We start from the raw sequence: 23,130 nt of genomic DNA on the forward strand, positions 1-23,130 counted from the left end.
TGAATCAATAATAGCGGCTATTCACATATATTATTCACAGCCGGCACGAAACTCGCTCGGGCTGGCTCCTGTGCACTTTTTGAAAACGCGCGAGAAGTAGAGCTGGTCTTCAAAACCGACGTTGCGCCCGACGCTGGCAATCGGCATGCGGGTGGTGCTGAGCAACAGTTTGGCCTGCAGGATGCGTTGGTCTTCACGCCAGCTTAAAACGCTGACGCCAAGCTGCTGGCGGAACAAGTGCGACAGGCGAGAAGGCGATAAACAGACATGCTGCGCCACCCCTGCAATATCAAAATGGTTATCGGCCAGGTGGTCGCTGATATACTGGCAGGCATCGCGGACACGGTTATCAAGCGGTGGATTGAGGGAAGCATTCAGCACCTCCATGCGCCGCAACAACAACTGCTCTAACAGGTTAATCGCCAGCAATTCGGCGTAGCGCCCTTCTGCCTGCCCGGCTTCAATTATCTGGCCAAACAACTGTGAAAAATTCTGCTGATGGGCGTCATCAGGACGGAAGAAACCGGTATGCGCAAAGATAGGGTCCCAGTTTAACCACTCCTGCCAGTACGCACGCGGGCGGAAGTAAACCCACTGGTGATACCACTCTTTACTGTCCGGGGCGCGGCCATAGTGGTGCACTTCACCCGGAGGGAAAAGCAGAATATCGCCAGGACGGCAGACGTAGTTTTTCCCCTGATTATTGATAACCCCTTCACCCTTCACCGTTAAATTCAGGATGAAACCTTTCATTCCTAACGGACGGTCGATGAAAAAATCCAGCGGCCCTTCGGCTTCAATCGGCGTTAATCCCGCAACTAAATGGGCATTAAAAGAGTACCCCGGTAACAGAGGGTCATTTTGCATTTCAGCCATCAACAAGCTCGCTATTCAAGAGGGGGTACAGAAACAATTTGTCCATATCCGTGCTCTGCCTTGCCAGGGCAACACTGTCTGAACCGTAAACCGTCCGATTCTCATCATAAAGCCGCAATTTACCTGCACCTATGCTTTTTATCTGACAACCAGGAGGTTTTAAGAAGATAACCAATGTGTTTATAAAAGTAGCAGAAATATCCACATCGATTATTTGCGGGGCGTCACACTTCTCAAAGGCACAGCACATTTCTCCATAACTACAGCGAATACGACCTGACTGTTTTTCTGCATAAAAACTAATGTCATTTCCATAGATAACAGGTCAGGGAGTTTAAAAATGTCGATTGCGCTGGGCCTCGATTTTGGTAGCGATTCTGTTCGCGCTTTAGCCGTTGATTGTGAAAATGGTGCAGAGCTTGCGACCAGTGTGGAATGGTATCCGCGCTGGCAGGAAGGCCAATATTGCGACGCCCCAAACAACCAGTTTCGCCATCACCCACGAGACTATATTGAGTCCATGGAACGGGCAGTAAAAACCGTTCTCGCCGAACTGACGGCTGAACAGCGCGCCCGGGTTTGCGGGATTGGCGTTGACAGCACCGGCTCCACACCCGCGCCAATTGATGCCCAAGGAAATGTGCTGGCTCTGACGCAAGAGTTTGCCGACAACCCGAACGCCATGTTTGTGTTGTGGAAAGATCACACCGCCGTAGAAGAAGCCGAAGCCATTACCCGCTTGTGCCATCAGCCCGGCAAAGATGACTACTCCCGTTATATCGGCGGCATCTACTCGAGCGAATGGTTCTGGGCAAAAATCCTGCACGTGACCCGCGCTGACCCCAAAGTGGCAAAAGCGGCTGTATCGTGGATTGAATTGTGCGACTGGGTTCCCGCGCTGCTTTCCGGCACCACCCAACCGCAGGATATTCGCCGTGGCCGCTGTAGCGCCGGGCATAAGTCTTTGTGGCATGAAAGCTGGGGCGGTCTTCCTCCGGCCAGTTTCTTTGACGAGTTAGATCCGGTTATTAACCAGAATCTGGCTTACCCGATGTTTACCGAAACCTGGACTGCTGATGTTCCGGTTGGGACACTTTCCCCCGAATGGTCTGAACGCCTCGGTCTGCCGCAAAACGTGGTGATTTCCGGTGGCGCGTTTGACTGCCATATGGGCGCTGTTGGCGCGGGTGCACAGCCGAACACGCTGGTGAAAGTTATCGGCACCTCAACTTGCGACATTTTGATTGCCGACAAACCCACCGTTGGCGACCGCGCGGTAAAAGGCATTTGTGGGCAAGTTGATGGTAGCGTGATCCCTGATTTTATCGGCCTCGAAGCCGGGCAATCGGCATTCGGCGATATCTACGCCTGGTTTGGCCGTGTCCTTGGCTGGCCGCTGGAACAACTGGCGCTTGCACATCCGGAACTGCGTGAGCAAATCAATGCCAGCAAGAAACAACTGCTACCGGCGCTGACGGAAGCCTGGGCTAAGAACCCCTCTCTTGAGCATCTGCCGGTCGTACTCGACTGGTTTAACGGCCGCCGCACCCCGAATGCCAACCAGCGCCTGAAAGGGGTGATCACCGATTTAAACCTGGCAACCGATGCACCCGCGCTGTTCGGTGGGCTGATTGCCGCAACCGCCTTTGGTGCCCGCGCCATTATGGAGTGCTTCACCGAACAAGGTATTCCCGTCACTCACGTGATGGCGCTTGGCGGAATTGCACGAAAATCCCCGGTCATCATGCAGGTTTGCTCTGACGTACTAAATCGTCCATTGCAGATTGTTGCCTCTGACCAGTGCTGCGCATTAGGCGCCGCCATTTTTGCCGCCGTTGCTGCTGGCATTCACGCGGATATTTCCCGCGCCCAGCTCGCTATGGCCAGCCAGATTGAAAGCACCCTGCAACCTGATTCCCAACGCGCCGAGCGCTTTGAACAGCTCTATCGCCGTTACCAGCAATGGGCGGTTAGCGCGGAACAACACTATCTCCCTTCTGCCCCAGCTGCGGTTACTCGTGTAGCTCAGGCCACTGTGACCCATTAAGGACATGACGATGAACATTTTTGAACAATATGAAGTGTGGTTTGTAATTGGCAGCCAGCATCTCTACGGTGCGGAAACGTTGCGTCAGGTAAATCAACACGCCGAACAGGTTGTGAATGCGCTCAACAAAGAAGCCAAACTGCCGTGCAAACTGGTGTTGAAACCTTTGGGTACGTCGCCGGATGAAATTACCGCTATCTGCCGCGATGCCAGCTACAGCGATAAATGTGCCGGAATGGTGGTGTGGCTGCACACCTTCTCGCCGGCAAAAATGTGGATCAACGGCCTGAGCATCCTGACCAAGCCGCTGCTGCAATTCCATACACAGTTCAATGCGCAAATCCCATGGGGAAGCATTGATATGGACTTTATGAACCTGAACCAGACCGCGCATGGCGGCCGTGAGTTCGGTTTTATCGGCGCACGTATGCGCCAACAGCACACCGTGGTGACGGGTCACTGGCAAGATCCACAAGCCCATCAACGCATTGGTTCCTGGATGCGCCAGGCGGTGTCCAAACAAGATACTCGTCAGCTAAAAGTGGTGCGTTTTGGTGACAACATGCGTGAAGTTGCCGTGACCGATGGCGACAAAGTTGCCGCGCAGATGAAATTCGGCTTCTCCGTTAATACCTATGCGGTCGGCGACCTGGTTGAAGTGGTTAACGCTGTCAGCGAAGGGGATGTCAACGCGCTGGTCGATGAATACGAAAGCAGTTACCGCCTGACCGCCGTTGCGCAAATCAATGGTGAAAAACGCCAGAACGTCATTGATGCCGCGCGCATTGAATTGGGGATGAAACAGTTCCTCGAACATGGCGGTTTCAACGCCTTTACCACCACCTTTGAAGACCTGCATGGCCTGAAACAACTTCCGGGTCTGGCAGTGCAACGCCTGATGCAGCAAGGCTACGGCTTTGCGGGCGAAGGCGACTGGAAAACCGCCGCTTTGCTTCGCATCATGAAGGTGATGTCAACCGGTCTGCAAGGCGGCACCTCTTTCATGGAGGACTACACCTATCACTTCGAAAACGGCAACGATATGGTGCTCGGCTCCCACATGCTGGAAGTCTGCCCTTCGATCGCACTGGCTGAAAAACCGATTCTCGATGTGCAGCATTTAGGGATCGGTGGCAAAGACGATCCTGCCCGCTTGATCTTCTCAACGCAAACTGGCCCTGCTCTGAACGCGAGCCTTATCGATCTTGGCGATCGTTTCCGCCTGCTGGTGAACTGCGTTGATACCGTTGAAGCCCCACACCAGTTGCCGAAGCTTCCAGTGGCTAATGCTCTGTGGAAAGCACAGCCCGATCTACCAACCGCTTCTGAAGCGTGGATCCTGGCTGGTGGCGCACACCACACGGTGTTCAGCCAGTCTCTGACGCTTGACGATATGCGCTTGTTCAGCGAACTGCATGGCATCGAACTGTCGGTTATCGACAACGACACCCGCCTGCCTGCATTTAAAGATTCGCTGCGCTGGAACGAGGTTTATTACAGCTTCAAACGCTAAGACGTTTTGCCCCTCACCCCGGCCCTCTCCCTGAGAGAGGGTTCGGGTGAGGGGAAATCCCGGAGAACGATATGTTAGAACAACTCAAACGTCAGGTACTCGAAGCGAATCTCGCGCTGCCAAAACACAATCTGGTGACGCTGACCTGGGGTAACGTCAGCGCCGTCGATCGTGAACGGGGGGTGCTGGTCATCAAACCATCCGGCGTCGATTACAGCATCATGACGGCTGAAGACATGGTAGTGGTGAGCCTCGAAACCGGCGAAGTGGTTGAAGGCAATAAAAAACCTTCATCCGACACACCAACCCATCGCCTGCTGTATCTGCAATTTCCGCACATCGGCGGCATCGTCCACACCCACTCGCGCCACGCGACCATTTGGGCGCAAGCCGGGAAATCCATTCCCGCAACGGGCACCACTCACGCGGATTACTTTTACGGCACCATTCCTTGCACTCGCAAAATGACCGATGAAGAGATCAACGGTGATTACGAATGGCAAACCGGTGAAGTCATCGTAAAAACCTTTGCTGAACGAGGGATCGATGCCGCACAAATGCCTGGTGTGCTGGTGCATTCTCACGGCCCATTTGCCTGGGGAAAAGATCCGGTTGATGCCGTGCATAACGCCATCGTGCTGGAAGAAGTGGCCTATATGGGCATATTCTGCCGCCAGCTCACGCCAGAATTACCGGATATGCAGCAAACATTGCTCGATAAACATTATTTGCGAAAGCATGGTGCTAAGGCTTATTACGGGCAGTAAGCACTGTATATAAAAGCAGTAAACCTGCATGAAGTGGTCTATAATCAGACCACTTTTCCTTTATGAGAATGCAGCGTGTCACAAGCCCGCCAAGGTTTTTTGCTAACGCGTCACTGGCGAGATACCCCGCTCGGTACTGAAGTTGAGTTTTGGCTGGCTACGGACGATGGCCCGGTTAAGGTGCGTCTGCCGCGCCAGGAGTCGGTCGCGTTTATCCCCCAGTCGCAACAATCCGAAGTTGCTCGCTTGCTCGCGAAAGAAAGCCAGTATCGGCTCACACCGCTGCCCCTCAAAGATTTTCATCGCCAACCTGTTTGCGGCCTTTATTGCCGACAGCATCGCCAGCTTATGCGTATCGAAAAAGTGCTGCGTGATGGTGGAATAACAGTTTACGAAGCCGATATTCGCCCGCCAGAGCGCTTCTTGATGGAGCGTTTTATTACTGCTCCCGTCTGGTTTAGCGGCGAACAGCAAAATAATTGGGTGGTTGAAACTAAGCTGAAACCCGCGCCGGATTACCGCCCACCGCTGAAATGGGTGTCGCTGGATATCGAAACAAATCGCCACGGTGAGCTCTATTGCATCGGCCTGGAAGGTTGCGGGCAGCGTGTCGTCTACATGCTTGGACCGGAAAACGGTGACGCCAGCGGGCTGGATTTCACGCTGGAATACGTCGCCAGCCGGCCACTGCTTATCGAAAAACTCAATAGCTGGTTTGCCGAGCACGATCCCGATGTGTTGATCGGCTGGAATGTGGTGCAGTTCGATTTGCGTGTGCTGCAAAAAATGGCCGATCATTATCAGGTTCCGCTGCGCCTTGGGCGCGAGAACAATTTGCTCGAATGGCGTGAGCACGGTTTTAAACAAGGTGTGTTTTTCGCTCAGGCCGCAGGGCGAGTGATTATCGACGGTATCGAAGCCCTGCGTTCCGCATTCTGGAATTTCTCCTCGTTTTCCCTGGAGACAGTGGCCCGGGAACTGCTTGGTGAAGGCAAAGCGATTGATAACCCGTGGCAACGGATGGACGAAATTGACCGGCGTTTTGCGGAAGATAAACCGGCACTGGCGAAATACAACCTTAAAGACTGTGAGCTGGTGACACGCATTTTCCATAAAACCGAGCTGATGCCATTTTTACTGGAACGGGCAACGGTCAACGGTTTGCCGTTGGACAGGCATGGTGGTTCGGTTGCCGCATTTAGTCACCTTTATATTCCGCGTATGCACCGCGCCGGTTATGTTGCCCCAAATCTTGGCAGCGTCCCCCCGCAGGCGAGTCCCGGCGGCTATGTTATGGACTCACGCCCGGGCCTTTATGACTCGGTGTTAGTGCTCGATTACAAAAGCCTTTATCCGTCGATTATCCGTACTTTTCTTATCGACCCTGTAGGCCTGGTTGAAGGAATGGCGCACCCGGAACCTGAGCATTCCGTTGAGGGTTTTCTCGGTGCGCATTTTTCCCGAACCACACATTGCCTGCCGGAAATCGTCGGGCAAATCTGGTCAGGGCGCGATGAAGCCAAACGCCATGGCAACAAGCCTTTGTCCCAGGCGCTAAAGATCATTATGAATGCGTTTTACGGCGTATTGGGTACCAGTGCCTGCCGCTTCTTTGATCCTCGCCTTGCCTCGTCGATCACCATGCGTGGGCACCAGATCATGCTGCAAACCCGAGAGCTGATTGAATCTCAGGGTTATGACGTGATTTACGGAGACACGGATTCCACGTTTGTCTGGCTGAAAAAAGCCCACTCAGAAGAAGATGCGGCGCGTATAGGCCAGCAATTAGTGAATCACGTTAATGCGTGGTGGAAAGCCCATCTGCAACAGACTCAGCAGTTGGACAGTCAGCTTGAGCTGGAATACGAGTCCCACTTTTGCCGCTTCCTGATGCCAACCATTCGCGGCACCGTTGAAGGTTCCAAAAAACGCTACGCCGGAATGATTCAGGAAAATGATAAGCAGCGAATGGTGTTTAAAGGGCTGGAAACCGTGCGTACTGACTGGACGCCGCTGGCGCAAGAGTTCCAGAAAACGCTTTATTTACGGGTTTTTCGCAACGAACCGTATCAGGATTATATTCGCGAAACTATCGCCAGTTTGATGGCCGGTGAACTGGATGATCAGCTGATTTACCGTAAACGCCTGCGTCGGCCATTAAGCGAATATCAAAAAAATGTGCCGCCGCATGTCCGTGCTGCACGCCTTGCGGATGAGCATAATCAACGGCTTGGGCGGGCTGCACAATATCAGAACCGCGGGACAATCAAGTATGTGATTACCACTAGCGGTCCTGAGCCTGTGGATTATCAGGAATCGCCGCTGGACTACGATCACTACCTGACCCGCCAGCTCCAACCCGTGGCTGAAGGAATTTTACCCTTCCTTGAGGATGACTTTGCTACACTGATGACAGGACAGTTAGGGTTATTTTGACGGTGACGAACGCGTTTCCTTCCAGTACCATAGCGCCCTCCTGAATCATCCTTAAATCTACTTTTGAACTACCGCCCCCTTTGCGCGCGGTCGTTTTACTATTGCCTGCAAATCTTAGTCACTGATAATAGAGCCGAAATCTTATGCCTTTTACACTTGGTCAACGTTGGATCAGCGATACCGAAAGCGAACTGGGACTGGGAACCGTGGTCGCTTTAGACACACGCATGGTAACCCTGCTCTACCCTGCCACCGGTGAAAATCGACTGTACGCCAGAAATGACTCACCTATCACGCGCGTGATGTTTAACCCGGGTGATACCGTCACCAGCCATGAAGGCTGGCAACTCAAAGTTGATGAAGTTATAGAAGAAAACGGCTTACTGGCCTACATCGGTACTCGTCTGGATACCGAAGAAGCCGGTACGACTCTGCGCGAAGTTTTCCTCGACAGCAAACTGGTGTTCAGCAAGCCGCAAGACAGACTGTTTGCCGGGCAAATTGACCGCATGGACCGCTTCGCCCTGCGTTACCGTTCCCGTGTTTACCAAAGCGAGCAGTATCGCCAACCGTGGAGCGGCCTGCGCGGCATGCGCACCAGCCTGATACCACACCAGCTAAACATTGCCCACGATGTTGGTCGTCGTCATGCGCCACGCGTATTGCTCGCTGACGAAGTAGGTTTAGGTAAAACCATTGAAGCCGGGATGATTCTGCACCAGCAACTGCTGGCTGGCAGCGCTGAACGCGTCCTGATCGTGGTGCCGGAAACCCTGCAACACCAGTGGCTGGTTGAAATGCTCCGCCGCTTTAACCTGCGTTTTGCTCTCTTTGATGACGAGCGTTACGCCGAAGCCCAGCACGACAGCGATAACCCATTCGAAACAGAACAACTGGTTATCTGTTCGCTTGATTTCGTGCGCCGCAGCAAGCAACGCCTTGAGCATCTTTGTGAAGCCGAATGGGATTTGTTGGTGGTGGATGAAGCCCACCATTTGGTGTGGAGCGAAAATGCCCCGAGCCGTGAATACCTGGCCATCGAACAGCTGGCAGAACACATTCCGGGTATCTTGCTGTTAACCGCAACGCCTGAGCAGTTGGGAATGGAAAGCCACTTCGCACGTTTGCGTTTGCTGGACCCGAGCCGTTTCCACGATTTCGAGCAATTTGTTGAAGAGCAGCAACATTACCGCCCTGTGGCCGATGCTGTTGCATTGCTGTTAGCAGGCAATCACCTGACCAACGATCGACTCAATATGCTGAGTGAATTGATTGGCGAGCAGGATATCGAGCCTCTGCTGCAAACCGCAAACAGCGACCGTGAAGGTAGCGCTGCGGCACGCCAGGAGCTGATCTCCATGCTGATGGACCGCCATGGCACCAGCCGTGTGCTGTTCCGTAACACCCGTAATGGCGTGAAAGGTTTCCCGAAACGCGAACTGCATACCATTCGTTTGCCACTGCCGCTGCAGTATCAAACCGCGATTAAAGTGTCCGGCATCATGGCCGCACGTAAATCCGTGGAAGAACGTGCACGCGATATGCTCTACCCCGAGCAGATTTATCAGGAATTTGAAGGTGATAGCGGCACGTGGTGGAACTTCGACCCGCGTGTTGAATGGCTGATGGGTTACCTGACAAGCCACCGCTCTCAGAAGGTGCTGGTGATTTGTGCCAAAGCGGCGACAGCATTGCAACTTGAGCAAGTTCTGCGTGAGCGTGAAGGCATTCGTGCCGCCGTGTTCCATGAAGGTATGTCCATCATCGAACGTGACCGTGCAGCCGCATGGTTTGCCGAAGAAGATACCGGTGCTCAGGTTCTGCTGTGTTCCGAGATTGGTTCCGAAGGCCGCAACTTCCAGTTCGCAAGCCAGCTGGTCATGTTCGATTTGCCGTTTAACCCGGACCTGCTGGAACAACGTATTGGCCGTCTGGACCGTATCGGCCAGGCGCACGATATCCAGGTCCACGTTCCGTACCTCGAGAAAACTGCGCAATCAGTACTGGTGAAATGGTTCCACGAAGGTCTGGATGCGTTCGAGCACACTTGCCCAACCGGCCGCACAATTTACGACAGTGTCTATCCACAACTGATTGAGTATCTGGCAGCACCTGAGAATACCGACGGTTTTGATGCGCTGATTAAGCAGTGCCGCGAGCAACATGATGCGCTGAAGATTCAGCTCGAACAGGGTCGTGACCGGCTGCTGGAAATTCACTCCAACGGAGGTGAGAAATCACAAGCGTTGGCGCAGTCCATTTCCGAGCAGGACAACGACACCAATCTGGTGAGTTTTGCCCTGAACTTGTTCGATATCGTCGGCATCAACCAGGACGATCGCGGTGACAACATGGTGGTACTGACCCCAGGCGATCACATGCTGGTGCCTGATTTCCCAGGGCTTCCAGAAGATGGTTGTACTATCACCTTCGAACGTGAAGTGGCCCTGTCGCGTGAAGATGCGCAGTTTGTTACCTGGGAACACCCGATCATCCGTAATGGCCTGGATCTGATTCTGTCTGGCGATACCGGCAGCTGTGCACTCTCTTTGTTGAAAAACAAAGCGCTGCCTGTTGGGACATTATTGCTGGAGCTGATTTATGTTGTAGAGGCAAAAGCACCGAAGCAATTGCAGCTCAACCGCTTCCTGCCGCCAACGCCTGTGCGCATGCTGGTGGACAAAAACGGCACCAACCTTGCTGCTCAGGTTGAGTTTGAAAGCTTTAACCGCCAGCTCAGCACGGTGAATCGCCATACTGGCAGCAAATTGGTGAACGCAGTTCAGCAAGATGTTCACGCAATTTTGCAACTGGCAGAAGAGAAAGTGGAAGCTGCGGCACAAGTGCTGATTAAAGCGGCGCGCGAAGAAGCTGATGAGAAGTTAAGCTCTGAGCTTTCCCGTCTGGAAGCGCTGAAAGCGGTGAACCCAAACATTCGTGATGATGAACTCGAAGCAATCGAAAACAACCGTCAACAAGTGTTGGAAAGCCTCGCGCAAGCTAACTGGCGTCTCGATGCTTTGCGTCTGATCGTGGTGACACATCAATAATGATTATGGAACCCTATAACCCGCCAACCGATCCCTGGTTAGTTATTTTGTACCAGGATGAACATATCATGGTGGTCAATAAGCCTTCGGGCTTATTGTCTGTGCCCGGGCGTCTTGATGAGCACAAAGACAGTGTGATGACGCGCATTCAGCGCGACTTCCCACTGGCGGAATCAGTGCATCGCCTGGATATGGCAACCAGCGGCGTAATCGCCGTTGCGCTGACTAAAGCGGCAGAGCGCGAGCTGAAGCGTCAGTTCCGTGAACGTGAGCCGAAAAAGCAGTATGTGGCGCGGGTTTGGGGCCATCCTCAGCCGGAAGAGGGTCTGGTGGATTTACCGCTGATTTGTGACTGGCCAAACCGGCCAAAGCAGAAAGTGTGTTATGAAACCGGCAAAGCGGCACAGACGGAATATCAGGTTCTGGATTATGCAGCGGATAACACGGCTCGAGTGCTGTTAAAACCGATTACCGGGCGTTCACATCAGTTACGCGTGCATATGCTGGCAATGGGTCACCCCATTCTTGGCGATCGCTTTTACGCGACACCAGAAGCCCTGGCAATGGCTCCACGTTTACAGCTTCATGCTGAAATGCTGACCATTACCCACCCAGAGTATGGAACCCCCATGACGTTCCGCGCCCCGTCTGACTTCTAAAAAAAGCCTCTCAACTTGAGAGGCTTTTCTATTACTTAAATCCTTTCGCCGTCTTAATCAGATCGTACGCTTTCTGGATATCCTGCGCTTTCTGCTTGGCCATCTCCATCATCTCTGGCGGTAAACCTTTAGCAACAAGCTTATCAGGGTGATGCTCGCTCATTAATTTGCGATACGCACGCTTAATGGCAGTCGCATCATCCGTGCTTTTAACGCCGAGTACATTGCACGCATCTTCGAGTGTCGGACCACGCTGTTGCTGGAAACCACCGCCTTGCGACTGATTGTATCCGCCACCAAATTGCTGCCCGCCTTCCATCATGCGTAAGAACTGATCGAACTGGATGCGTGAAATGCCAAGCTCTTCCGCAATAACGTACAACACTTCCCGTTCGTTAGGGTGCAAAGAGCCATCAGCAAACGCCGCCTGAATTTGAATTTCAAGAAACATCCGAATTAGGTCAAAACGGCCAAAGCACACGCTGCGTAACTGACGCATTTTTTCACGCAGCGGATAACCGTTCTCTTTGCCTACACGAAATGCGTGTTGTGCAGCACTGCGCGCATCACCATGTAATTGCATGCGATCCATTAATAGCGAGGCTATCTGGATGTCTGCTTCTGTGACGCGCCCTTTTGACTTAGTCAGGTGGCCCATCACTTCAAATGTGGTGCTAAAAAATAGTGACTGACGCTGTTGTTGGTTAGAAAACCAGGACTGACGACGGCTACGCACCTTATCGATGGCATGGCCAATCAGCAATCCTAAAACCACACCCCAGAAGCCACCACCCATAATTAGTGCTATTGCGACACCGAGTACTTTTCCCCAATACTGCATATACTCCCCAAATCGTCATGCCGTCGGCTAGAATTTGCTTTATCATACCCGTCATTGATAGCGGTGCCTAACGGCACTCTGCTGAACGGGAAGGATTAACACTAGCGCTGTGGTGATGAGTAAGTTAGTCTCTGACCGTTTGCCGACGCTAAGCCATTGATGATGGAACAACGAATAACACGTATGAAAAAACGTATTCCCACCTTGCTGGCCACCTTGATTGGCGCAGCGCTGTATAGTCAACAAGGTATGGCTGCCGATCTTGCGTCGCAGTGTATGCTTGGTATCCCAAGTTACAATCGCCCTTTAATTCAGGGAGATACCAATAACCTACCCGTTACTATAAATGCCGATCACGCAAAAGGAAATTATCCTGATGATGCGGTGTTTACTGGCAATGTTGATATTCAGCAAGGCAATAGCCGCCTACAGTCTGATGAAGTGTTGCTACACCAAAAACAGGTTGAAGGTCAGCCGGACCCTGTCCGCACGGTCGATGCTGTCGGCAACGTACACTACGATGATAATCAGGTTATTCTTAAAGGGCCAAAAGCCTGGTCAAACCTGAACACCAAAGATACCAACGTCTGGGAAGGTGACTACCAAATGGTAGACCGCCAGGGGCGGGGTACTGCCGATCTAATGAAACAGCGCGGCAATAATCGCTACACCATTCTGGAAAATGGCACATTTACTTCCTGTTTGCCGGGTTCTAATACCTGGAGCGTTGTGGGAAGTGAAGTCATTCAGGACCGTGAAGAAGAAGTCGCGGAAATCTGGAATGCCCGTTTTAAACTGGGCCCGGTTCCGGTCTTCTATAGCCCTTATCTGCAATTGCCAATCGGTGATAAACGTCGTTCCGGTTTCCTGATCCCAAATGCGAAGTACAGTACCAATAATGGCCTTGAGTTTTCTCTGCCGTATTACTGGAACATCGCACCAAACTTTGATGCCACAATCACTCCGCACTATATGGAGCAACGTGGTACTCAATGGCAGAACGAATTCCGTTACTTGACCAAAGCTGGCGCGGGTATTATGGAATTCGACTACCTGTTGTCTGATGAGGAATACAAAGACGATACCGCGAAGAACCCTGAAGGGGATGAACGCCGTTGGTTGTTCTACTGGAATCACAGCGGTGTGATGGATCAGGTGTGGCGTTTTAATATCGACTACACCAAAGTCAGTGATCCAAACTACTTCAACGACTTTACTTCGCAATATGGTTCTAGTACTGACGGTTATGCCACACAGAAATTCAGTGTTGGTTATGCCGTTGAAAACTTCGACGCCACACTTGCAACAAAACAGTTCCAGATTTTCGATTCTCAACGTAATAGCGGTGCAAATTCATACAGTGCTCAGCCACAGTTGGATATGAACTACTATAAAAACGACGTTGGACCGTTTGATACGCGTATCTATGGTCAGGCTGTTAAGTTTACTAACTTTAATAACAACATGCCGGAAGCTACACGCCTGCATATTGAGCCAACAATTAACCTACCGTTATCCAATGGTTGGGCAAGCCTGAATACCGAAGCAAAGCTGATGGCAACACACTATCAGCAGGACAATCTCGAAAAATACGAAAAAAATGTCAATAGCAACAGCAAGTTAGAGTCTACGGTTAACCGTACCCTGCCTCAATTCAAAATGGACGGTAAACTGATTTTCGACCGCGATATGGACTCTGCAGCAGGCTGGGCGCAAACCCTTGAGCCACGCGTACAGTATCTGTATGTGCCGTACCGCGACCAAAGTAACATCAACAACTACGATTCTGCGTTGTTGCAATCTGACTACAATGGCTTGTTCCGTGATCGTACTTACGGCGGCCTTGACCGTATAGCTTCAGCCAATCAGGTCACCACGGGGGTTACAACTCGTGTTTATGATGACGCAGCTGTTGAACGTTTTAATGTTTCTGTTGGTCAAATCTACTACTTCACCAAGTCTCGTACTGGTGATGAAACGATTAACAGTGAAAAAGGTGACGAAACAGGTTCTGTGGTATGGGCTGGCGATACCTATTGGCGCATGACTGACCGCTGGGGTTTACGCGGTGGCTTACAGTACGATACACGGCTTGATAATATTGCGACCGGTAACGGCGTTATCGAATATCGTAAAGATAACGATCGCCTGGTACAATTTAACTACCGTTACGCAAGCCCTGAATACATCGGCGCCACTGTTTCTAACATCAACATTAATGCTGACCAGTACAAAGACGGAATCTCACAAGTTGGGATGACGGCAAGCTGGCCTATCGTTGATCGCTGGTCTGTTGTTGGCGCGTATTACTACGATACCAATGCACAACAAGCGGCTGACTCCATGTTAGCCGTGCAGTACAACTCTTGCTGTTATGCGATTCGTTTAGGTTATGAGCGCAAAATTAACGGTTGGGAAGATAACCAAAGCAAATACGACAACGTAATTGGCTTTAACATCGAGTTACGTGGCCTGAGTTCTAACTACGGCCTGGGCACACAGCAGATGTTGCGTTCAAACATTCTGCCGTATCAGAGCTCGATGTAATTCACTTTGACTTGAATTAGCAGTCCGCTTTGCGGCTAAGAAATGGAAAAAGTATGAAGAATTGGAGAACGCTGCTTCTCGGTGTCGTCCTTGTGGCGAACACCTCTTTCGCGGCCCCACAAGTGGTCGATAAAGTTGCAGCCGTAGTGAATAACGGTGTGGTACTGGAAAGTGACGTTGACGGCATGATGCAGTCAGTGAAGAGCGGCGCCCAACAAGCCGGGCAACAACTTCCCGACGACAACACTCTGCGTCATCAAATTCTGGAACGTCTGATCATGGACCAGATCATGCTGCAGATGGGTCAGAAAATGGGCGTTAAAGTGACGGATGAGCAGCTTGATAAAGCTATTGCTGATATCGCTGCCCAGAACAAAATGAACATGGATCAGATGCGTAGTCGTCTGGCCTATGACGGAGTTAATTACAATTCTTACCGTGCACAGATCCGCAAAGAGATGACCATTTCGGAAGTGCGTAATAGTGAAGTTCGTCGTCGTGTATCTATTCTGCCGCAGGAGGTTGATTCCCTTGCGCAACAGGTTGGTAGCCAAAACGACAGCAGCACCGAACTTAACCTGAGCCACATCCTGATTCCATTGCCGGAAAACCCTACTTCTACTCAGGTAGACGATGCGGAAAAGCAAGCGCGTGACATCGTTTCACAAGCGCAAAATGGTGGCGATTTCGGAAAATTGGCAATCACCTACTCTGCTGACCAGCAAGCACTGAAAGGCGGTCAAATGGGTTGGGGTCGTATCCAGGAACTGCCAACTATTTTCGCTCAGGCATTAGGCACGGCGAAAAAAGGTGACGTAATCGGTCCGATTCGTTCAGGTGTTGGTTTCCATATCCTGAAAGTGAACGATCTGCGTGGCCAGAGCCAGAGCATTTCTGTGACTGAAGTTCATGCACGTCATATCTTACTGAAATCATCGCCAATCATGAGTGACGACCAAGCGCGAGCTAAGTTAAACCAGATTGCAGCTGATATTAAGAGTGGAAAAACGACCTTCGCTGCGGCAGCAAAATCCTTCTCTGAAGATCCAGGTTCAGCAAATCAGGGCGGTGACTTGGGTTGGGCTGCTACCGATATCTATGATCCTGCCTTCCGTGATGCACTGTCGAAAATGCATAAAGGTGAGTTGAGTGCACCGGTTCACTCCTCCTTCGGCTGGCACTTGATCGAACTTATGGATACTCGTAGCGTTGATAAGACTGATGCTGCGCAGAAAGACCGCGCGTATCGCATGCTATTCAACCGTAAGTTCTCTGAAGAAGCACAGACCTGGATGCAAGAACAACGCGCATCTGCTTATGTGAAAGTCATAGGTAGCAATGGCTAATATCCAACGTGTAGTCATCACTCCCGGCGAACCTGCCGGGATTGGTCCTGATCTGGTCATCGCGCTGGCACAGCGCGACTGGCCTGTCGAAGTGGTTGTCGCAGCGTCTCCCGAATTACTCCTGGAACGTGCAGCTCTTCTCGGTCTTCCTCTTCAGCTCATTCCTTACTCGCCTGACGCTCCTGCAAGCCCGCAAACTGCCGGAACACTCACCATACTGCCCATAGCACTACGAGCACCAGTCAAACCGGGGTTGCTTGATGTGAAGAACGGTGAGTATGTGGTGGATATGCTGGCTCGGGCATGTGATGGTTGTATCAAGGGTGAATTTGCAGCGCTGATCACCGGGCCGGTACATAAAGGCATCATTAACGATGCTGGTATTCCCTTTATCGGACATACCGAGTTTTTCGAAGAACGATCGCACAGCGAAAAAGTCGTGATGATGCTGGCGACCGAAGAACTTCGCGTTGCGCTGGTGACGACACATCTGCCGCTTAAAGCCATTAGTGATGCGATAACGCCAGAATTATTACGCCAGATAATCACCATCCTGTATCATGACCTGCAAACCAAGTTTGGTATCGCGCAGCCGCATGTACTGGTTTGTGGCCTCAACCCCCATGCCGGGGAAGGTGGCCACATGGGTACTGAAGAAATTGATACCATCATTCCAGTACTGAATGAAATGCGCGGTCTTGGAATGAAGCTTTCTGGCCCGCTACCGGCAGATACGCTGTTTCAGCCTAAGTATCTCGATAACGCCGATGCAGTGCTGGCGATGTACCACGACCAGGGCTTACCTGTACTCAAATATCAGGGCTTTGGTCGAGCGGTAAATATCACGCTAGGCTTACCTTTTATCCGCACTTCGGTTGACCATGGCACCGCGCTAGATCTAGCCGGCCAGGGGAAAGCCGAGGTCGGCAGTTTTATTACGGCGCTTAATCTCGCCATCAAGATGATTGCTAATACTCAATGAATACTCGTGTCCACCAGGGCCATTTAGCCCGTAAACGTTTTGGACAAAACTTCCTTAATGACCAGTTCGTTATCGACAGTATTGTCTCTGCTATTAATCCACTGAAAGGCCAGGCGATGGTTGAAATCGGCCCCGGCCTTGGCGCATTAACCGAGCCTGTGGGTGAACGCCTTGATGAAATGACCGTCATCGAACTAGACCGTGATCTTGCAGCCCGTCTGCAAACGCACCCATTCCTGGCACCGAAGCTGACTATTTATCAGCAAGATGCCATGACAATGGATTTTGGAGAGCTGTCGCAAAAAATCGGTCAGCCGTTGCGCGTTTTTGGCAACCTGCCGTATAACATCTCCACGCCATTGATGTTCCATCTCTTTAGCTATACTGATGCCATTGCTGACATGCACTTTATGCTGCAAAAAGAGGTGGTAAATCGTTTAGTTGCTGGCCCTAACTGTAAAGCGTATGGTCGTTTATCAGTCATGGCGCAGTATTATTGCAATGTGATCCCAGTACTTGAAGTGCCACCAACGGCCTTCACACCGGCACCGAAAGTTGATTCTGCCGTCGTGCGCCTGGTGCCACATGCAGTAATACCGAACCCTGTTAAAGAGCTGCGTGTGTTAAGCCGCATCACCACTGAAGCCTTTAACAAGCGTCGCAAAACGATTCGTAACAGCCTTGGGCATCTGTTTAGTCCAGAGGTGATGGCGGAACTGGGAATCGACGCAACCCTACGCGCTGAGAACATCTCAGTCGCACAGTATTGCCAACTGGCAAACTATTTGGCTGACAATCCGCAGCAGCCAAAGGAGAGTTAACGATGTTAAATTCGCCCCGCGTATGCATTCAGGTACAAAGCGTTTATATCGAAGCGCAGTCCTCCCCGGAGAACGAACGTTTCGTCTTTGCTTACACTGTAACCATCCGCAACCTGGGGCGAACACCGGTGCAATTGCTTGGTCGTTATTGGCTTATCACCAATGGAAACGGCCATGAAACTGAAGTTCAGGGCGAGGGCGTGATTGGCGTCCAGCCGCATATTGAACCGGGCAACGAATATAGCTACACAAGCGGTGCGGTACTTGAAACACCGCTTGGCACCATGCAAGGCCATTACGAAATGGTCGACTCTCAGGGCGATGCTTTCCGTGTCGCTATTCCCGTATTCCGTCTGGCTATCCCAGCCTTTATTCACTGATACGATGTCTACATACCTGATTGGCGATGTTCATGGTTGTTACGATGAACTGGTAGCCCTGCTACAACAGGTTGAGTTTACGCCTGGCAAAGATATTTTATGGCTTACGGGCGATCTCGTCGCGCGTGGACCCGGCTCGCTTGAAGTTCTGCGCTACGTACGTGGCCTTGGCGATAGCGTGCGTATAGTTCTCGGTAACCACGATCTGCATCTGCTGGCGGTTTATGCAGGAATTAGCCGTAATAAACCTAAAGATCGCGTTTCCCAATTGCTGGAAGCGCCAGATGCCGACGAACTGCTGAACTGGTTACGTCGCCAACCTTTGCTTCAGGTTGATGAAGATAAAAAACTGGTGATGGCACATGCCGGGATTACGCCGCAGTGGGATTTGAATACTGCAATGGCCTGTGCGCGTGATGTTGAAGCCGTGCTTTCAAGCGACAGCTATCCATTATTCCTCGATGCAATGTATGGCGATATGCCTAACAATTGGTCGCCTGAACTTTCAGGGCTCGCTCGTCTGCGCTTTATTACCAATTCGCTGACCCGCATGCGTTATTGCTTCCCGAACGGGCAACTGGATATGTACTGCAAAGACACACCAGAAAGCGCTCCTGCGCCGCTTAAACCGTGGTTTGCTATTTCAGGGCCGGTTACCGATGAATACTCCGTTATCTTCGGGCACTGGGCATCACTGGAAGGTAAAGGTACACCTGAAGGGATTTACGGGCTGGATACAGGATGCTGCTGGGGTGGTGAGCTAACATGCCTACGCTGGGAAGATAAAAAATATTTCACCCAGCCATCGAATCGCCAGCAAGATGTTGGCGGTGGAGAAACGGCTATCGCTTCATAATAAAAAACCCGGTTATATCCGTCATAATTCAAGTTGCATGAGTGTTGGCTGCTCTCGTTCACCCCAGTCACTTACGTTAGTAAGCTCCTGGGGATTCACTCCTTTGCCGCCTTCCTGCAACTCGAATTATTTTGGATATACTAGCTAACCGTTTTTTTCATTCTCAACGCCTTAACGACGTTCCAGTACTTCGAAGCAGTAGCCGTGCGAGTTGAGCTCGTCGGCGTCATGAAATTCGCTGAAGGTAGACTGCCATTCATCCGGGTCGTAATCCGGGAAGTGCGTGTCCCCTTCCACTTCCGCATCAATATGCGTCAGATACAAGCGCTGTGCTTTCGGCAGGAACTGTTCGTAAATACGCCCACCGCCAATCACCATAATCTCTTCCGCATCGCCACAGGCTTTAATGGCATCTTCTACGGATGAAACCCACTCAACGCGATCGTCGGTGCCGGGCTTGCTGCTAATGACGATATTCTTGCGACCAGGAAGAGGACGACCAATCGATTCCCAGGTCAAACGCCCCATGATGACAGGTTTATTGAGCGTAGTACGTTTAAACCATGCCAGATCGGCAGGGATATCCCAGGGCATGGCGTTTTCCATGCCAATTACACGATCTACCGCTAATGCAGCAATCAGACTGATCATTCTATTAACCCAAGGGTGGTGAAAAAATTGCCGCCACTATACGGAAAGCGCATTCTTTCGTCGACTATCCGCAAGCCTGTCCGTAAGAATTTTTTTATTCTGCGACTGTAAACCTGTAACGCATTGCTTCCTGATTCAGCAGGAACAATGAGTTAGCTTAAAATTGCCAGAAGGAACGTAAAAAATTCTTAACTGTGGAAGACCATCCACTATAAGTTTACGTGATAGCTGCGTTATAGTTGTCGCAGTTCACACTTTTCCTCTATTTTGCCGGATAAAACCATGCTGGAAACCACGCTTTTTGTCGCCACAATTGCCACTTTGGGGATGCTCTCTCCTGGGCCTGATTTCTTTCTGGTCATTAAGAATGCCGCCCGCTATTCACGCACTGCGGCAATGATGACCTCGCTGGGCGTCATCAGCGGCGTGGCAACTCACATGACTTATTGTGTTGCGGGTTTAGCGGTGGTTATTACCACCACGCCATGGTTATTTGACCTATTGAAATATGCCGGGGCCGCTTATCTGATCTGGATTGGTTTCCAGGCATTACTCGCACGCGGCAGCAGTAAAATGGATGTCAGCAATGTTGAGCGCCAACAAACGACTCTTAAGAAAGCCTTTTTACAGGGCTATTTGTGCAACCTGCTGAACCCCAAAGCGACCCTATTCTTCCTTTCTGTTTTCACCCAGGTATTGAACGTGAATTCGGGGACCATGGAAAAACTTTGGTACGCCGGAGTTATTCTGATGCTGTCCGTGGTCTGGTGGCCTCTGTTGGTCGTGTTAATCCAAAGCGAGCCTGTTCGTCGCGGCCTGGCTAAGGCACAGAAAATTGTCGATAAACTGCTGGGTGGAATGTTGATTGCGCTAGGGATTAAAGTAGCTTTGAGCTGACTTTTGCTCAAACCAATAGATTTAAAAAAGCTCCCAAATTTGGGAGCTTTTTAGTTATTCCGGTTTCACTGGCGGCTCATCGGCCAGTTTCCCCGAATGAAGCCCTTCTTCCGTCCCCTGCCAGCCGTGGCGCTGAATCACATTCAGATGTGTACGATCTTCGTTAATCACCTCAGTCAGCATGGCACTGGTGCGTTTGAGCACATCGGCTCGCGCCGACCAGTCTGGAGCCGGAACCATCTCTTCAACCATCTGCGTATTAAAACGTCGGAAGTGATCGGCTCGCTCACGCGCTTCGTAGCTGCCAACGCCCAGACCTTCCAGTGCCCGGCGCCCCACTTTTAATGCGCCTTCGAATGTTTCACGCTCTGGTTGTTCAACACCCAACTGCCGCAGGCGAATGAAGTGGTCAAGATCGCGTGCTCGCGCAATCACTTTCAGATGCGGAAAATGTTCCTGCACCAGCTCTGCAAGTTGCATATTGGCATCAGGATCATCGATAGCATTGATCAGCACTTCAGCTTTTGCAGCCCCGGCGGACTCCAGTAAATCCACGCGTGTTGCATCACCATAAAAGACCTTGGTGCCAAACTTACGCAGCGTTTCAATATGGTCTGGGTCGTGATCAAGAACGACCATTTTTACCCCGCTGGTGAGTAACAAACGGCCGGCAATCTGCCCGAAACGACCGAAGCCTGCGATAATCACTCGCGGCTGTTCTTCATCGATTTCGTCCGCTTCTCGCGCCTGCTCTTTACCCGACTTCTCCAGGCGGTTGAGCAATACTAGCAGTAGCGGCGTTGCCGCCATTGATAGCGCAACAGCAAGGGTCAGAGATTTCGCCCAACTGTCATCTAACACCTCAGCCATTCTTGCTGTACCAAAAATCACGAAAGCAAATTCACTACCTTGTCCCAGCAAAACAGCAAACCAGCGCCGTTGTTTGCGCGGCACATTCAGTGGTTTTGCCACAATCCAGAGCGTAATGATTTTAATCGCCAGGAAACCGAACAATAGCGCGATAATCCGCAGCGGATTCTCAAGCAACGTACCGAAATCTATCGACATGCCCACACCGATAAAGAACAGCCCGAGCAGCAAACCTTTGAACGGTTCGATATCACTTTCCAGCGCATGGCGATACTCGGAACTTGCCAGTAACACACCGGCAAGAAACGCGCCCATCGCCATCGAAAGCCCAGCTTCTTCCAGCAATAAGCCGAAGCCAAACACCATAAACAGTGCCATAGCACTGAAGACTTCACGCAGGCCGGAACGCGCAACGAACCGCAGCAACGGGCGCGTCACATAGCGGCCCAGCAACACAACGATGGCCAATGCACCAACCACTTTCAGAGCTGAAATGGAAAACGCAGCCAGGGTCGTAGTCGCACCGCTACTGGCTAATAACGGAATCATCGCCACCAGCGGGATCGCCGCAATATCCTGGAATAACAGCACGCCGAATGCGCTGCGCCCCATTTGCGAAACCGTCAGGTTACGCTCGTTCATGGCTTGCATAGCGATGGCGGTAGAAGAAAGCGCCAGCGTCAGGCCGATTAAAACCGCCACCTGCCAACGCAGCCCTAAGAACATGCAGAACAAGCCGAGCAGCAAACCACACGCCACCATTTGCAGGGCACCTCCGCCAAACACCGAGGCGCGTAGCGTCCACAAGCGACGAGGGTCAAGCTCCAGACCAATCACAAATAACATCAACACCACGCCGATCTCCGCAAAATGCAGAATAGTTTCGGCATCGGTAACCAGACGTAATCCCCACGGGCCGATAATGCAGCCGGCAATCAGGTAGCCAAGCACCGAACCTAATCCTAGGCGCACCGCAATCGGCACAATGATCGCGGCGGAGCCGAGATAAATCAGCGCCTGAATCATGCTGTGACTATCCATGGTTCGCCTCCCGCCAGTCGAGTAACCGTTGTTTATATTGCTCGGCCTGAACTTCGAGCGTGTTCTCATCACAAACGAAAGTGAAATGAACGGTGAAATGCGGCAGCCAGTTCATGCCACAGTAAAGCGCGGTCGCCTGCAAGGGTTGCCCAAGCACATCAAAGCCTGGATGGTCACCCAGATTAAAGTGGTTATCGCCACCGCCAGTAGTTACCGCCCACATGACGTTTTTTCCGTGTAGTGCCTTACCGCCATGCCCGTAGGCCCAGCCGTGAGCAAGGACTTTGTCGATCCACAGTTTCATTAATGGCGGAGTGCTGTACCACTGCATCGGGTGCTGCCAGATAACCAAATCTGCGCGGCTTAATGCTTCCTGCTCGGCGGCAATATCAATGTTGAAATCGGGGTATAACTCATAGAGGGAGCGCACTTCTACATCGGGCAAAAGCGAGGCTTGCTCGAGCATTTTTCGGTTTGCGTGAGAGTGTTGCGGGTAAGGGTGTGAATAAATAATTAAAATCATCAATTAGCCTGTTGTTTTACCGCATTC

General features: G+C 51.5%; 18 protein-coding genes. 13 read left to right on the forward strand and 5 right to left on the reverse strand.

Features of this window, described 5'->3' with window-relative positions:
* Positions 1–30: 30 nt before the first annotated feature.
* Positions 31–876, reverse strand: a complete 846-nt coding sequence (araC, locus tag EDF88_RS10735; RefSeq protein WP_134184630.1) for an arabinose operon transcriptional regulator AraC — start codon at positions 874–876, stop codon at positions 31–33.
* 340 nt (positions 877–1,216) lie between these two features.
* On the opposite strand from araC, the gene araB reads away from it, so the two are divergent.
* The 6 genes from araB to rluA all read left to right on the forward strand — a co-directional run bounded on the left by araB (position 1,217) and on the right by rluA (position 11,348).
* Positions 1,217–2,923: a ribulokinase gene (gene araB / locus EDF88_RS10740; RefSeq protein WP_134184632.1), complete on the forward strand. Its 1,707-nt coding sequence runs from the start codon at positions 1,217–1,219 to the stop codon at positions 2,921–2,923.
* Between the two features lie 10 nt (positions 2,924–2,933).
* Positions 2,934–4,436 carry an L-arabinose isomerase gene (araA, locus tag EDF88_RS10745; protein ID WP_134184634.1) on the forward strand — a complete coding sequence of 501 codons (1,503 nt, stop codon included), beginning with the start codon at positions 2,934–2,936 and terminating at the stop codon, positions 4,434–4,436.
* 71 nt (positions 4,437–4,507) lie between these two features.
* Positions 4,508–5,203: an L-ribulose-5-phosphate 4-epimerase gene (gene araD, locus EDF88_RS10750; RefSeq protein ID WP_134184637.1), complete on the forward strand. Its 696-nt coding sequence runs from the start codon at positions 4,508–4,510 to the stop codon at positions 5,201–5,203.
* A 75-nt stretch (positions 5,204–5,278) separates the two neighbouring features.
* Positions 5,279–7,639, forward strand: a complete 2,361-nt coding sequence (gene polB, locus EDF88_RS10755) for a DNA polymerase II (protein WP_134184639.1) — start codon at positions 5,279–5,281, stop codon at positions 7,637–7,639.
* 143 nt (positions 7,640–7,782) lie between these two features.
* Positions 7,783–10,689, forward strand: a complete 2,907-nt coding sequence (rapA, locus tag EDF88_RS10760; RefSeq protein ID WP_134184641.1) for an RNA polymerase-associated protein RapA — start codon at positions 7,783–7,785, stop codon at positions 10,687–10,689.
* Complete coding sequence (gene rluA / locus EDF88_RS10765; protein ID WP_134184643.1) at positions 10,689–11,348, forward strand: bifunctional tRNA pseudouridine(32) synthase/23S rRNA pseudouridine(746) synthase RluA; 660 nt, start codon at positions 10,689–10,691, stop codon at positions 11,346–11,348. The genes rapA and rluA overlap by 1 nt, the downstream gene beginning before the upstream one ends.
* A 31-nt stretch (positions 11,349–11,379) precedes the next feature.
* Here rluA and djlA read toward each other — a convergent pair whose 3' ends face one another.
* The gene (gene djlA / locus EDF88_RS10770; RefSeq protein ID WP_034459322.1) at positions 11,380–12,189 is read right to left on the reverse strand and encodes a co-chaperone DjlA; all 810 of its coding nucleotides are present in this window, start codon (positions 12,187–12,189) and stop codon (positions 11,380–11,382) included.
* A 183-nt stretch (positions 12,190–12,372) separates the two neighbouring features.
* Here djlA and lptD point away from each other — a divergent pair, with 183 nt between their 5' ends.
* The 6 genes from lptD to apaH are packed head-to-tail and all read left to right on the forward strand — an operon-like array spanning position 12,373 to position 19,121.
* Positions 12,373–14,736 (forward strand): LPS assembly protein LptD, encoded by a 2,364-nt coding sequence (lptD, locus tag EDF88_RS10775; RefSeq protein WP_064513742.1) that lies wholly within the window; start codon positions 12,373–12,375, stop codon positions 14,734–14,736.
* A gap of 53 nt (positions 14,737–14,789) precedes the next feature.
* The gene (gene surA / locus EDF88_RS10780; RefSeq protein ID WP_064513744.1) at positions 14,790–16,082 is read left to right on the forward strand and encodes a peptidylprolyl isomerase SurA; all 1,293 of its coding nucleotides are present in this window, start codon (positions 14,790–14,792) and stop codon (positions 16,080–16,082) included.
* On the forward strand, positions 16,075–17,064 hold the full coding sequence (pdxA, locus tag EDF88_RS10785; RefSeq protein ID WP_134184645.1) for a 4-hydroxythreonine-4-phosphate dehydrogenase PdxA: 990 nt from the start codon (positions 16,075–16,077) through the stop codon (positions 17,062–17,064). Before surA ends, pdxA begins: the two co-directional genes overlap by 8 nt.
* Positions 17,061–17,885, forward strand: a complete 825-nt coding sequence (gene rsmA / locus EDF88_RS10790; RefSeq protein ID WP_064513749.1) for a 16S rRNA (adenine(1518)-N(6)/adenine(1519)-N(6))-dimethyltransferase RsmA — start codon at positions 17,061–17,063, stop codon at positions 17,883–17,885. Before pdxA ends, rsmA begins: the two co-directional genes overlap by 4 nt.
* Positions 17,886–17,887: 2 nt before the next feature.
* Positions 17,888–18,265, forward strand: a complete 378-nt coding sequence (apaG, locus tag EDF88_RS10795) for a Co2+/Mg2+ efflux protein ApaG (protein WP_034459334.1) — start codon at positions 17,888–17,890, stop codon at positions 18,263–18,265.
* 4 nt (positions 18,266–18,269) lie between these two features.
* On the forward strand, positions 18,270–19,121 hold the full coding sequence (apaH, locus tag EDF88_RS10800) for a bis(5'-nucleosyl)-tetraphosphatase (symmetrical) ApaH (protein WP_134184647.1): 852 nt from the start codon (positions 18,270–18,272) through the stop codon (positions 19,119–19,121).
* Positions 19,122–19,292: 171 nt separating this feature from the next.
* Here apaH and folA read toward each other — a convergent pair whose 3' ends face one another.
* On the reverse strand, positions 19,293–19,772 hold the full coding sequence (gene folA / locus EDF88_RS10805) for a type 3 dihydrofolate reductase (RefSeq protein ID WP_134184649.1): 480 nt from the start codon (positions 19,770–19,772) through the stop codon (positions 19,293–19,295).
* Positions 19,773–20,054: 282 nt separating this feature from the next.
* On the opposite strand from folA, the gene EDF88_RS10810 reads away from it, so the two are divergent.
* Entirely contained in the window at positions 20,055–20,669 is a 615-nt protein-coding gene (locus EDF88_RS10810; RefSeq protein WP_064513754.1) for a LysE family translocator, read from the forward strand.
* Positions 20,670–20,723: 54 nt separating this feature from the next.
* On the opposite strand, the gene kefC is transcribed toward EDF88_RS10810, so the two are convergent.
* Both kefC and kefF read right to left on the reverse strand, forming a co-directional pair.
* Positions 20,724–22,580: a glutathione-regulated potassium-efflux system protein KefC gene (gene kefC, locus EDF88_RS10815; protein WP_134184651.1), complete on the reverse strand. Its 1,857-nt coding sequence runs from the start codon at positions 22,578–22,580 to the stop codon at positions 20,724–20,726.
* Entirely contained in the window at positions 22,573–23,103 is a 531-nt protein-coding gene (gene kefF, locus EDF88_RS10820; protein ID WP_134184653.1) for a glutathione-regulated potassium-efflux system oxidoreductase KefF, read from the reverse strand. The genes kefC and kefF overlap by 8 nt, the downstream gene beginning before the upstream one ends.
* Positions 23,104–23,130: the final 27 nt, after the last annotated feature.

Source organism: Buttiauxella sp. BIGb0552 (genome assembly GCF_004366275.1).
Lineage (GTDB): Bacteria > Pseudomonadota > Gammaproteobacteria > Enterobacterales > Enterobacteriaceae > Buttiauxella > Buttiauxella gaviniae.